This window comes from Streptomyces sp. NBC_00285 (assembly GCF_036174265.1).
Taxonomy (GTDB): domain Bacteria; phylum Actinomycetota; class Actinomycetes; order Streptomycetales; family Streptomycetaceae; genus Streptomyces.
In genome coordinates this window covers 3,920,601-3,933,221 of record NZ_CP108055.1, presented here as the reverse complement: position 1 = coordinate 3,933,221, position 12,621 = coordinate 3,920,601, and the positions used below count along the sequence as shown (strand labels likewise).

The following is a 12,621-nucleotide window of genomic DNA, read 5'->3' as shown; positions in this document are numbered from 1 at the left end:
GAACCGACCACAAGACTTTCGCCAGGCCGTACCCAAGAGGGCGTACGGAACCGGCGAGACAGGACACTAGAGAGCTCCCGTGCGGCGCCCGCGCCCCGGACGGCGGCACCGCGCATCGCGCGAGCCGCGGACGTCACCGGCATTCCCGCCGGACCAGGTGCGGCGCCCGGGAGCCTGACGGGAGATATGCCCGCATGCTCGAACCGACCGAACCCATCGAGGGTTCCGAACAGAACAGCCCGAGCGACACCCTGCCGCCGCGTCGTCGGCGCCGGGCCGCGTCCAGGCCGGCGGGACCGCCGGTCGCCGCCGTCACTGACGGCGAGGAGATCGTCGCTCCGGCCATAGCGGCCGCGGAGGCCGAGGACCTCGTCCCGGACGAGGAGGAGAAGCTCGACGAGAACGTCGATAACACCGCCGTGGAGCCTGCCGGGCGTCCGCGTCGGCGTGCCACCCGTCGGTCGTCCGCGCCCGCCGCGTCCGAGACGGCCGAGACCGTGGTGCCGGTGGTTGCCGAGGCATCCGCCGAGACCCTGACGGAGGACAGCGCGTCCGCCGTCGAGGCCGCTGCTCCGCCTCGTGCCCGTCGTCGCGCCACCCGCCGGGTGACCACGCCCGCCGGGGCTCCCGAGGCCGAGGCGCCGGTGACCGCCGAGACGCCTGCCGCGCCCGCGTCCGTCGATGAGGCGCCCGCCGCCGAGACCGCCGTGGAGCCTGCCGCGCCCGCCGCGCGTACCCGTCGCCGTGCCTCCCGGCGTGCTTCGGCACCCGCGGGTGCTCCGGAGACCGCCGAGGTCACCGAGACCGTCGAGCCGGTGGTGGCGGAAGCGCCCGCCGAGACCGTGACCGAGGAGAGCGCGCCCGCCGCAGAGGCGGACGACGCGGCTCCGCGTCGTACCCGTCGGCGTGCCACACGCCGTGTCTCCGCGCCTGCCGACGCTCCCGAGGGCGAGGTCGTCGAGGCCGCGCCGTCCGAGCCGGCCGCCGAGACCGCCGCGCCCGCCGAGGCCCCCGTCGAGGAGGCGGCCCCCCGCCGTGGCCGTCGCCGGGCCGTTCGTCAGGCCGCCACCGGGTTCTCCGAGCCCGCGCGGCAGGCAGGCGGCGCCGAGGACGAGGACGATTCGCCGCGCAGGCCTGCCCGGCCCGCGGTCGCCGTTTTCCAGGCACCCGTCTTCACCGAACCGCAGTTCCAGACCGCACAGCGGGCCGCAGCCGAGGCCGCCGCGGAGGCGGAGGAGACCGAGGAGGACGAGCCCGTCGAGGCCGTCGAGCCGGTCGAGGAGATCGTCGAGGAGCAGACCGGGTCGCGGCGTCGCCGTCGTCGCCGCGGTGCCCCCGACGAGCCCGAGGTGCAGGAGGCCGCCGCCGAGCCCGTCGTCGAAGAGGACGAGACGGACGAGGCCGGCGAGGACTCCGTGGAGGATGACGAGACCGAGGACACCGGGTCGCGCCGTCGCCGCCGTCGCGGTGGCCGTCGCCGCCGCCGGGGCGAGTCCGCCGACGCGTCCGACGACGAGTCGGAGGACTCCGACGAACTCGCTGCCGAGCAGAGCGGGCGCTCCGCCCAGGATGACGACGGCGTCGAGCAGGACGACGAGGACGACGAGGACGCGCGTTCCGACGAGTCCGGCGGCTCCAGTTCCAGCAGCCGTCGCCGCCGTCGCCGCAGGCGTCGGGCCGGGGACTCCTCCTCCGAAGTCGAGACCGCCGACGGTGACCCCGAGCGGACCGTCGTCAAGGTGCGTGAACCGCGTCCCGTGCGCGAGAGGAGCACCGAGCCGTCCGACGAGGTCCAGTCCATCAAGGGCTCGACCCGTCTGGAGGCCAAGAAGCAGCGCCGCAGGGAAGGACGCGAGCAGGGACGCCGGCGCGTTCCGATCATCACCGAGGCCGAGTTCCTGGCCCGCCGTGAGGCCGTAGAGCGAGTGATGGTCGTCCGTCAGAGCGGTGAGCGCACGCAGATCGGCGTTCTCGAGGACGGCGTGCTCGTCGAGCACTACGTCAACAAGGAGCAGTCGACCTCGTACGTCGGCAACGTCTACCTGGGCAAGGTCCAGAACGTGCTGCCGTCGATGGAGGCCGCCTTCATCGACATCGGCAAGGGCCGCAACGCTGTCCTGTACGCCGGTGAGGTCAACTTCGAGGCGCTCGGCATGGCCAACGGGCCGCGCCGCATCGAGTCCGCGCTCAAGTCCGGCCAGCCCGTGCTCGTCCAGGTCACCAAGGACCCGATCGGGCACAAGGGCGCGCGTCTGACCAGCCAGGTCTCCCTGCCGGGCCGCTACCTCGTGTACGTCCCCGAGGGCTCGATGACCGGCATCAGCCGCAAGCTGCCCGACACCGAGCGCGCGCGTCTGAAGACCATCCTCAAGAAGATCGTCCCCGAGGACGCGGGCGTCATCGTGCGCACCGCCGCCGAGGGCGCGAGCGAGGACGAGCTGCGCCGTGACGTCGAGCGGCTCCAGGCGCAGTGGGAGGACATCCAGCGGAAGGCGAAGAGCGGCAACGCCCCGACGCTGCTCTACGGCGAGCCGGACATGACCGTCCGGGTCGTCCGCGACATCTTCAACGAGGACTTCACCAAGGTCATCGTCAGCGGCGACGAGGGCTGGGAGACCATCCACGGATACGTCGCGCACGTCGCGCCCGACCTGTCCGACCGGCTGTCGAAGTGGACCTCCGAGGTCGACGTCTTCGCCACCTACCGGATCGACGAGCAGCTCGCCAAGGCGCTGGACCGCAAGGTCTACCTGCCCAGCGGCGGTTCGCTGGTGATCGACCGGACCGAGGCGATGATCGTCGTCGACGTCAACACCGGCAAGTTCACCGGCCAGGGCGGCAACCTGGAGGAGACGGTCACCAGGAACAACCTGGAGGCGGCCGAGGAGATCGTGCGTCAGCTGCGGCTGCGCGACCTCGGCGGCATCATCGTCATCGACTTCATCGACATGGTCCTGGAGTCCAACCGGGACCTGGTGCTGCGGCGCCTCCTGGAGTGCCTGGGCCGGGACCGGACCAAGCACCAGGTCGCCGAGGTCACCTCGCTGGGCCTGGTGCAGATGACCCGTAAGCGGGTCGGCCAGGGCCTGTTGGAGTCCTTCTCCGAGACCTGCGTCCACTGCAACGGCCGCGGTGTCATCGTGCACATGGAGCAGCCGACCTCCGCCGGTGGCGGCGGCAAGCGCAAGAAGCGCGGGCGTGGCGGCGACGGACACGAGCACACGCACGAGGCCGTGGGCGTCGAGGAGGCGCTGGAGGAGGCCGAGGAGATCGAGTCCGAGGCCGAGGTCGCCGCGGAGGTGGCCGAGCCGATCGCGTACACCCCGCCCGACTTCGCCGCCGACGAGGAGCTGTACAGCAGCGTCGCCGAAGCGGAGGCCGCGGCCACCCGTGGGCGTGGCCGTCGCAGGTCGAGCCGCAGGGCGTCGGCTCCGGCCGGTGCGCCGAGGGGCGCCGGGTCCAGGAGGTCGGGCGGTTTCGAGACGCTGGACGTCCAGGAGAGCCTGGTTTCCGAGAGTGCCGAGGTGCCGACGGCTCAGGCCGTCACCGCCGAGGCGGAGGTCGTACGGTCCGTGCAGCCGGAGACGGCCGCCGAGGTGCAGGCCGAGCCGGTCGCCGCGGAGGATCCGATCGTCGAGGCCGCTGCCGCGAGCGAGCCCGCTGTCGACGAGGCCGCGCCCAAGGGCCGTACGCGTCGCCGGGCCACCCGCAGGGCGTCGGCTCCGGCCGGTTCCCCGACGGGTGCCGAGGCTGCCGTGCTGACCGTCGCCGAGGCGGCTCCCGCCGCGGCGGAGAGCGTCGAGGCGGCTCCGGTGGAGCAGCCGTCGGCCGAGGAGCCCGAGGCGGTCGCCGAGAGCGCCGCCCCGGCCCGTCCGCGTCGCCGTGCCGTCCGCAAGGCCACCGCGGCCACCGCGCCCGAGGAGACGGCCGTCGTGGTCGTGCCCTCGGCGGAGGTCCCGGCCGTCGCGGAGGAGCCCGCCGAGGAGGCGGCTCCGGCCAGGAAGACGGCCCGCAAGACGGCCAAGAAGGCCACGGCGAAGAAGGCCGCGACCACGAAGGCGGTCGCCAAGAAGACGGTCGCCAAGAAGACCGCGGCCAAGAAGACGACCGTGAAGAAGGCGGCGTCGAAGAAGACGGTGGCGGCCGAGCAGCAGCCGCCGCGGTCCGTCTCGACCCCGACAGACGAGGTCTGACAGACGGTCACCGAGTAGATTCGGCCATCCGAAGATCGAAATCCGCCCCCGGTTCGCCGGGGGCGGATTCCGTGATTCTGTGGGTAATACGCCCCTCGCACAGTTGTCGCCAGAGAAGCGGTCATGTGAATGGCCGGTGAATCCCGGTCCTGTCGCCAGGGTTATGATGTGAGCCGAGATTGACGCTTAATTTAGACAAATAGGGATTCCAGTGAAGGCTCTCGTGCTCTCCGGGGGAGCGGGCACCCGCCTCCGCCCGATCACCCACACCTCCGCCAAGCAGTTGGTGCCGGTCGCCAACAAGCCGGTGCTGTTCTACGGCCTCGAGGCGATCGCCGAGGCCGGGATCACCGAGGTCGGCATCGTCGTCGGCGACACCGCGGACGAGATCCGTGAGGCGGTGGGTGACGGCTCCCAGTTCGGGATCGAGGTCACCTACATCCCGCAGGACGCTCCGCTGGGCCTCGCCCACGCCGTCCTGATCTCCCAGGAGTTCCTCGGTGACGAGGACTTCGTCATGTACCTCGGTGACAACTTCATCGTCGGTGGCATCACCGGTCTGGTGGACGAGTTCCGCGCCGAGCGGCCCGAGGCGCAGATCCTGCTGACCCGGGTCCCCAACCCCACCTCCTTCGGTGTCGCCGAACTCGACGGAAACGGCCGGGTGGTGGGCCTGGAGGAGAAGCCGAAGGAGCCCAAGAGCGACCTGGCGCTCGTCGGCGTCTACCTGTTCACCCCGGCCATACACGAGGCGGTCCGCTCCATCGAGCCGTCCTGGCGCGGCGAGCTGGAGATCACCCACGCGATCCAGTGGCTGATCGACGAGAAGCGTGACGTGCGCTCCACGACCATCTCCGGGTACTGGAAGGACACCGGCAACGTCACCGACATGCTGGAGGTCAACCGGTCCGTCCTGGAGACCGTCGATCCGGTGAACGAGGGCACGGTCGACGAGACCAGCGAGATCATCGGCCGGGTCCGTGTCGAGGCCGGCGCCAGCGTCAGCGGCAGCCGTATCGTCGGGCCCGCCATCATCGGTGCCGGCACCGTCGTCAACGACGCGTACATCGGTCCTTTCACGTCCGTGTCCGAGAACTGCCGGATCGAGGACAGCGAAATCGAGTACTCCATCGTGCTGCGCGGCTCGTCCGTGACCGGCGTGCGCCGCGTGGAGGCCTCGCTCATCGGACGTGACGTCGAGGTCACGCCCGCGCCCCGCAACCCCAAGGCACACCGGCTCGTGCTCGGTGATCACAGCAAGGTGCAGATCTCTTCATGACGACTCGGATTCTGGTGACCGGCGGTGCCGGCTTCATCGGCTCGCACTACGTCCGTACCGTGCTCGGCCCCGAGGGCCCCGGTGACGTCGCCGTCACCGTCCTCGACAAGCTGACCTACGCGGGCAACCCGGCCAACCTCGACGAGGTGCGCGAGCACCCGGGGTTCGCCTTCGTGCAGGGCGACATCTGCGACCCCGAGCTGGTCGGCAAGCTGATGGCCGAGCACGACCAGGTCGTCCACTTCGCCGCCGAGTCGCACGTCGACCGTTCCATCGACGGCGGCGCGGAGTTCGTGCGCACCAACGTGGTCGGCACCCACACCCTCATCGACGCGGCCCACCGCGCGGGCATCAAGACCTTCGTGCACATCTCCACCGACGAGGTCTACGGCTCGATCGACGAGGGTTCCTGGCCCGAGACGCACCCGCTGGAGCCCAACTCGCCGTATTCCTCGGCGAAGGCGTCCAGCGACCTGATCGCGCTGTCGTACCACCGCACCCACGGCCTGGACGTCCGCGTCACCCGTTGCTCCAACAACTACGGGCACCACCACTTCCCCGAGAAGGTCATCCCGCTCTTCGTGACCAACCTTCTCGACGGCAAGAAGGTCCCGCTGTACGGCGACGGCGGCAACGTCCGCGACTGGCTGCACATCGACGACCACGTCCAGGGCATCGAGCTCGTGCGCACCAAGGGCCGTGCCGGTGAGGTCTACAACATCGGCGGCGGCACCGAGCTCTCCAACAAGGAGCTCACCGGGCTGCTGCTGACGGCGTGCGGCGCCGACTGGGAGACCAGTGTCGAATACGTCGAGGACCGCAAGGGCCACGACCGCCGGTACTCCGTCGACTGCACGAAGATCCGCGAGGAGCTCGGCTACGAGCCCCGCAAGACCTTCGAGCAGGGCCTCGCGGAGACCGTGCAGTGGTACCGCGACAACCGTGCCTGGTGGGAGCCCCTGAAGGAGCGGGCCGCGCTGTGACCGACAACCGCACCTGGCTGGTCACGGGCGCGGGCGGCATGCTGGGCCAGGACGTCCTGGCCCGGCTGTCCGAGGCGGGGGAGCGGTATGTCGCCCTCGACCGCGCCGCCCTCGACCTCACCGACGCCGACGCCGTGAGCGCGGCGCTTCAGGAGCACCGGCCCGCCGTGGTCGTCAACTGCGCGGCCTGGACCGCCGTCGACGACGCCGAGACCCGTGAGGACGAGGCGCTCGCCATCAACGGCGACGGGCCGCGCCACCTCGCCGAGGCCTGCGCCCGCACCGGCACCGTCCTGCTGCACGTCTCCACGGACTACGTCTTCGCCGGGGACGCCCAGGAGCCGTACGCGGAGGACGCCCCCACCGCGCCCCGCAGCGCCTACGGCCGCACCAAGCTGGCCGGCGAGAAGGCCGTCCTCGCCACCGAGCGCGGATACGTCGTCCGCACCGCCTGGCTCTACGGCGCCGGCGGCCCCAACTTCGTCCGCACGATGATCAAGCTGGAAGGCGTCAAGGACACCCTCGACGTCGTCGACGACCAGCGTGGCCAGCCCACCTGGAGCGCCGATCTCGCGGGCCTGCTGGTCGAGTTGGGCCGCGGCGCCCTGGCCGGCACCGCCCCGGCCGGCGTCTATCACGGCACCAGCTCCGGCGAGACCACCTGGCACGGCTTCACCCAGGAGATCTTCCGCCTGCTCGGCACCGACCCGGACCGGGTCCGCCCCACCACCAGCGAGGCGTTCGTGCGCCCCGCGCCCCGCCCCGCCTACAGCGTCCTCGGTCACGACCGGTTCGCCGAGGCCGGCATCGAGCCGCTGCGCGACTGGCGTACGGCCCTCACCGAGGCCTTCCCGGAGATCCACCGGGTCCATCTGAAGGAGAACACGGCGTGACGGTCAAGGTCAGCGTCGTCATCGCGGTCTACAACCCCGGCAAATACGTCGAGGACTGCATCACGGGCCTGCTGCGGCAGAGCCTGACCCCCGACGAGTTCGAGGTGTTCTTCGTCAACGACGGATCCACCGACGAGACCCCGGCGCGGCTGGACCAGCTCGCCGCCGAGCACCCGCACTTCCACGTCATCCACCAGGAGTCCTCCGGCTGGTCGGGCCGCCCCCGCAACACCGGACTCGCGGCCGCGCAGGGCGAGTACGTCATGTTCGCCGACCACGACGACTGGCTCGGCGACGAGGCCCTTGAGCGGATGTACGAGTACGGCAAGGCCAACGGGGCCGACGTGATCGTGGGCAAGATGGCGGGCATCGGACGCCCCGTCCCGCAGGAGCTGTTCCGCGTCAACCGGCCGCGTGCCACCGTGTCCAACGCGCCGCTGATCGACAGCCTCACCCCGCACAAGATGTTCCGCCGGGACTTCCTGAACGAGCACGAGATCCGCTTCAAGGAGGGTCGCCGCCGGCTCGAGGACCACGTCTTCGTCGTGGAGACCTATCTGCGGGCGAAGAACGTCTCCGTCCTCAGCGACTACCTGTGCTACTACCACATCACCCGTGACGACGGCTCCAACGCCGGCTTCCAGCGCTTCGACCCGGTCGGCTACTTCGGCAACCTCCGCGAGGCCCTCGACGTCGTCGAGTCGCTGACCGAGCCCGGAGCGCTGCGCGACAAGTTGTACAGCCGCTGGCTGCGCAACGAGATGGTCGAGCGGCTGCGCGGCAAGCGGCTGCTCAAGCTCCCCGAGGACTACGCCGAGGAGCTGTACACCGAGATCCGCAAGGTGGTCACCGAGCGCTTCGGACCGGGCGTCGTGGCCCGTCTCGGCCTCACCCAGAAGGTGGTCGCCGGGCTGATCTTCGCCGACCGCTACGACGAGATCCGCGACCTCGCCGAGTGGGAGGCCGGGATCACGCCCACCGGCGAGCTGACCTCACTGGAGTGGCAGGACGGCACCCTGCGCGTCGGATTCGATGCCGAACTCCGGATCGGCGACGAGCCCATGACCTTCCGCCGGGACGGCGAGCGCGCCCTGCTCGGGCTGCCGCTGTCCGGGGCGGCGCTCGACGCGCTGGCCACGCAGGGCATCAAGCTGGACGCCCCGCTGGACAAGAGCGACGTCGACCTGGTGGCCCGGCACCGCGAGGACGCCCGGCAGTTCTATCTGCCCGTCAGGAGCGAGCTGCACGAGGTGCCGGCCACGGACGGTGCCTTCCGTCAGCGGATCTCCGCCCACGCCGAGCTCGACCCGCAGACCGCGGCCTCCGGGGCCCCGCTCGACAAGGGCATCTGGGACCTGCACCTCAGGATCAAGTCCTGCGGCTGGAGCAAGGAGACCCGGCTCGGCGCGGTGCGCGGCGAGGACGTCGAGGCCGGCCGGACCGCCGCGCTCGTCGGCGACGTGCCCCGCCTCGTCCTGCCGTACTGGACCGACGGCCCGGGCAACCTCTCGCTCGACGTCGACCAGCACACCGGCAAGCTGGAGGGCGAGGCGGTGGCCCGGATGGATCCGGCCGCGGCCTCGGTCGACGGCACCACGGTCCGGCTCCCGCTGCCGCTGCACCGCGCGGTGGACGGCGGCGAACCGGTACAGCTGCGCTTCGAGCGCAAGAACGTCGGAAAGTACCCCGCCGACGCCACCGTCGAGCGCGGGGTGCTCACCGCCGAGCTGCCGGTGGAGAAGCTCACCGGTCTGCGCTGGGCGGTCCGCGTCGGCGTGCCGTCCGCGGCCCGCGGTGAGCGGAAGTGGACCCGGCTCCCGGTCGACGTGGTGGTCGCCGCCGACGGCACCGCCAAGGTGATCGACCGGCACACCGCGTCCGACGCGAAGAAGGCCGCCGCCGCTCCCCAGAAGAAGGCGGCCGCGCCGCGCCCGCTGTGGCGCCGGGCCGCCGGGCGGCTCAAGCGTGCACTGACCAACCAGAAGAAGGGCTGAGGCCTCCGCGATGCGACCCCTTTCGATCTCCGGTGCCTGGGTGTTCGAGCCGAAGGTCTTCCCCGACGGCCGGGGCAGCTTCCACGAGTGGTTCAAGGCCCCGGCCTTCGCCGAGGCCGCGGGCCACTCGCTCAGCCTGGCCCAGGCCAACATGTCCGTCTCCAGCCGGGGCACGCTGCGCGGTGTCCACTTCGCCGACGTGCCGCCCGGTCAGGCCAAGTACGTCAAGTGCGTGCGCGGTGCGGTCCTCGACGTGATCGTGGACATCCGGACCGGCTCGCCGACCTTCGGCCAGTGGGAGATCGTCCGGCTGGACGACCATGACCACCACGCGGTCTACCTGTCCGAGGGACTCGGCCACGCCTTCATGGCGCTGACCGACGACGCGACCGTGGTCTACCTCTGCTCGGAGGGGTACGCGCCCGAGCGCGAGCACGGCATCCACCCGCTCGACCCGGAGATCGGCATCGAGTGGCCCGAGGGCATCACCCCGCTGCTGTCCCCCAAGGACGAGCAGGCGCCCACCCTCGCGGAGGCCCGTGAGCAGGGCCTGCTGCCCTCCTACGAGGCCTGCGTGGCGTACCGGGAGAGCCTCGGCTCCCTCGGTTCCTGACCCGTACGTTTGAAGCGAGGCGGGGCCGGTTTGACCCGTTCGGCCGTGGCCCCGTAACCTTGACCGTCGGCGTGTCCACAGTTATTGGACGCGCCTCATCCCCGTAAACCTCTTCCTCTCGGGCTTTCCGGCCGGGAGAGGCCGCTTGTTCTGCCGGGCGGCTGGACTGCGGGGGTGCCGTCCCCGAGCGAGAGAGTGAGACCCGCGTGTACGCCATCGTGCGCAGCGGTGGTCGCCAGCACAAGGTTGCTGTCGGCGACATCGTTGAGGTTGACAAGATTTCCACTGCCAAGGTTGGCGACACGGTCGAGCTCTCGACCCTGCTCGTTGTCGACGGCGAGGCTGTGACCAGCGACCCGTGGGTGCTGGCCGGTATCAAGGTCCAGGCCGAGATCGTGGATCACCACAAGGGCGTCAAGATCGACATCCTTCGTTACAAGAACAAGACCGGCTACCGCCGTCGTCAGGGCCACCGCCAGCAGTACACGGCGATCAAGGTCACTGAGATCCCCGCGGCTGCGAAGTAAGGGACTGAGGAGAGATGGCACACAAGAAGGGCGCATCGTCCACCCGTAACGGTCGTGACTCCAACGCCCAGCGCCTCGGCGTGAAGCGTTTCGGTGGTCAGGTCGTCAACGCGGGTGAGATCCTGGTCCGCCAGCGCGGCACCCACTTCCACCCCGGTTCGGGCGTCGGCCGTGGCGGCGACGACACGCTGTTCGCGCTCAACGCCGGCGCGGTGGAGTTCGGTACCCACCGTGGCCGCAAGGTCGTGAACATCGTTCCGGTCGCCTGATCGGAAACTTTCGCGAGGCGGACCTCACTTCCCTCCCGGGAAGCGGGTCCGCCTTTCGCGTGTTGCTCGAAGAACAGACTCGTAAGTAACTGGAGGCACATCCCATGACCACCTTCGTGGACCGCGTCGAACTGCATGTCGCCGCGGGTAACGGAGGCCACGGCTGTGCCTCCGTCCACCGGGAGAAGTTCAAGCCGCTCGGTGGGCCCGACGGCGGTAACGGCGGCCGGGGCGGGGACGTCATCCTCACCGTCGACCAGTCCGTCACCACGCTGCTCGACTACCACCACTCCCCGCACCGCAAGGCCACCAGCGGCAAGCCCGGTGAGGGCGGCAACCGGTCCGGCAAGGACGGACAGGACCTGGTCCTTCCGGTACCGGACGGCACGGTGATCCTCGACAGGGCGGGCAACGTCCTCGCCGACCTCGTCGGCCAGGGCACCACGTACGTCGCCGCCCAGGGTGGTCGCGGCGGCCTCGGCAACGCGGCGCTGGCCTCCGCCCGCCGCAAGGCGCCCGGGTTCGCGCTGCTCGGTGTGCCGGGAGACCTCCAGAACATCGTCCTGGAGCTCAAGTCGGTCGCCGACGTGGCACTGGTCGGCTTCCCGAGTGCGGGCAAGTCCTCGCTGATCTCGGTGCTGAGCGCGGCCAAGCCGAAGATCGCCGACTACCCCTTCACGACCCTCATCCCGAACCTGGGTGTGGTGACGGCCGGCGAGACCGTCTACACGATCGCCGACGTGCCCGGTCTCATCCCCGGCGCCAGCCAGGGCAAGGGCCTGGGCCTTGAGTTCCTGCGGCACGTCGAGCGCTGCAGCGTCCTCGTGCACGTCCTGGACACCGCCACGCTGGAGTCCGACCGCGACCCGCTCTCCGACCTCGACATGATCGAGGCGGAGCTCAGGGAGTACGGCGGCCTCGACAACCGTCCCCGCGTCGTCGTCCTGAACAAGACCGACGTACCGGACGGCAAGGACCTCGCCGAGATGGTGCGGCCGGACCTGGAGTCCCGGGGTTACCGGGTCTTCGAGACGTCCGCCGTCGCGCACATCGGCCTGAAGGAGCTGTCCTTCGCGCTGGCCGGCCTGGTCGCGAAGTCGAGGGCCGCGAAGCCGAAGGACGAATCGACCCGGATCGTCATCCGGCCCAAGGCCGTGGACGACGCGGGCTTCACCGTCACCCGCGAGGAGGACGGGTTGTTCCGGGTGCGCGGCGAGAAGCCGGAGCGCTGGGTGCGGCAGACCGACTTCAGCAACGACGAGGCCGTCGGTTACCTCGCCGACCGCCTCAACCGCCTCGGTGTGGAAGAGAAGCTGATGAAGGCGGGCGCCCGTTCGGGTGACGGCGTCGCCATCGGCCCCGAGGACAACGCGGTCGTCTTCGACTGGGAGCCGACCGTCATGGCAGGCGCCGAGATGCTCGGCCGGCGTGGCGAGGACCACCGCCTCGAGGAGCCCCGTCCGGCCACCCAGCGCCGCCGGGACAAGCAGGCCGAACGGGACGAGATCACAAAGGAGTTCGACGACTTCGAGCCGTTCTGAGCGAACGGCGGGCGAAGTCCCGGCGCACTGCCGAGAGGCAGCCGGCCGCTGTTCCTGTGAGCCGTACGGGGCGATCCGTACGACTGTCACAGGGCCGCGGCAGGCGCGCGAAACGAAGAGCGTGGCACTCGGGCCTCGCCGTCGCCCTGGCGACCGGCGGGGCCTTCGTGCTGCCCGCCGTCGCGGGAGCCGCCCCCGACGCGAGGGTCGGCGGCAGGGCGAAGGCCGGGTTCGTCGCCGTGCCGTAGCCGATGGGCTCACCGGTGCCGGCTCCCATCGGGTGGTCACGCAGAGCACCACAGGTGCGCCCGGGACCGTTCGGCGGGGCC

10 protein-coding genes are annotated in these 12,621 nt (G+C 70.8%); all 10 read left to right on the top strand.

Going from position 1 to position 12,621, the window contains the following annotated elements; translation table 11 throughout:
- Window positions 1–194: 194 nt before the first annotated feature.
- The 10 genes from OHT57_RS18200 (at window position 195) to OHT57_RS18155 (ending at window position 12,540) form a co-directional block, all read left to right on the top strand.
- Window positions 195–4,193: an Rne/Rng family ribonuclease gene (locus OHT57_RS18200; RefSeq protein WP_328747477.1), complete on the top strand. Its 3,999-nt coding sequence runs from the start codon at window positions 195–197 to the stop codon at window positions 4,191–4,193.
- A 211-nt stretch (window positions 4,194–4,404) separates the two neighbouring features.
- Window positions 4,405–5,472, top strand: coding sequence for a glucose-1-phosphate thymidylyltransferase (locus OHT57_RS18195; RefSeq protein ID WP_328747476.1), 1,068 nt, complete (start codon window positions 4,405–4,407; stop codon window positions 5,470–5,472).
- Entirely contained in the window at window positions 5,469–6,455 is a 987-nt protein-coding gene (rfbB, locus tag OHT57_RS18190) for a dTDP-glucose 4,6-dehydratase (RefSeq protein ID WP_328747475.1), read from the top strand. Before OHT57_RS18195 ends, rfbB begins: the two co-directional genes overlap by 4 nt.
- On the top strand, window positions 6,452–7,348 hold the full coding sequence (gene rfbD, locus OHT57_RS18185) for a dTDP-4-dehydrorhamnose reductase (RefSeq protein WP_328747474.1): 897 nt from the start codon (window positions 6,452–6,454) through the stop codon (window positions 7,346–7,348). Before rfbB ends, rfbD begins: the two co-directional genes overlap by 4 nt.
- Entirely contained in the window at window positions 7,345–9,342 is a 1,998-nt protein-coding gene (locus tag OHT57_RS18180; protein WP_328747473.1) for a glycosyltransferase family 2 protein, read from the top strand. Before rfbD ends, OHT57_RS18180 begins: the two co-directional genes overlap by 4 nt.
- A 10-nt stretch (window positions 9,343–9,352) precedes the next feature.
- On the top strand, window positions 9,353–9,955 hold the full coding sequence (gene rfbC, locus OHT57_RS18175; RefSeq protein WP_328747472.1) for a dTDP-4-dehydrorhamnose 3,5-epimerase: 603 nt from the start codon (window positions 9,353–9,355) through the stop codon (window positions 9,953–9,955).
- Window positions 9,956–10,161: 206 nt separating this feature from the next.
- Window positions 10,162–10,482 (top strand): 50S ribosomal protein L21, encoded by a 321-nt coding sequence (rplU, locus tag OHT57_RS18170; protein WP_081221565.1) that lies wholly within the window; start codon window positions 10,162–10,164, stop codon window positions 10,480–10,482.
- Window positions 10,483–10,496: 14 nt separating this feature from the next.
- The gene (gene rpmA, locus OHT57_RS18165; protein WP_019063244.1) at window positions 10,497–10,751 is read left to right on the top strand and encodes a 50S ribosomal protein L27; all 255 of its coding nucleotides are present in this window, start codon (window positions 10,497–10,499) and stop codon (window positions 10,749–10,751) included.
- 104 nt (window positions 10,752–10,855) lie between these two features.
- Complete coding sequence (gene obgE, locus OHT57_RS18160) at window positions 10,856–12,292, top strand: GTPase ObgE (RefSeq protein WP_328747471.1); 1,437 nt, start codon at window positions 10,856–10,858, stop codon at window positions 12,290–12,292.
- A gap of 56 nt (window positions 12,293–12,348) precedes the next feature.
- Window positions 12,349–12,540, top strand: a complete 192-nt coding sequence (locus tag OHT57_RS18155) for a hypothetical protein (protein WP_328747470.1) — start codon at window positions 12,349–12,351, stop codon at window positions 12,538–12,540.
- The last annotated feature ends 81 nt before the right edge of the window (window positions 12,541–12,621 follow it).

Excerpts from the sequence above, each read along its gene's own strand:
- OHT57_RS18200 (WP_328747477.1), top strand. The coding sequence starts at position 195 with ATGCTCGAACCGACCGAACCCATCGAGGGTTCCGAACAGAACAGCCCG.
- rfbB (WP_328747475.1), top strand. The coding sequence starts at position 5,469 with ATGACGACTCGGATTCTGGTGACCGGCGGTGCCGGCTTCATCGGCTCG.
- rfbC (WP_328747472.1), top strand. The coding sequence starts at position 9,353 with ATGCGACCCCTTTCGATCTCCGGTGCCTGGGTGTTCGAGCCGAAGGTC.
- rpmA (WP_019063244.1), top strand. The coding sequence starts at position 10,497 with ATGGCACACAAGAAGGGCGCATCGTCCACCCGTAACGGTCGTGACTCC.
- obgE (WP_328747471.1), top strand. The coding sequence starts at position 10,856 with ATGACCACCTTCGTGGACCGCGTCGAACTGCATGTCGCCGCGGGTAAC.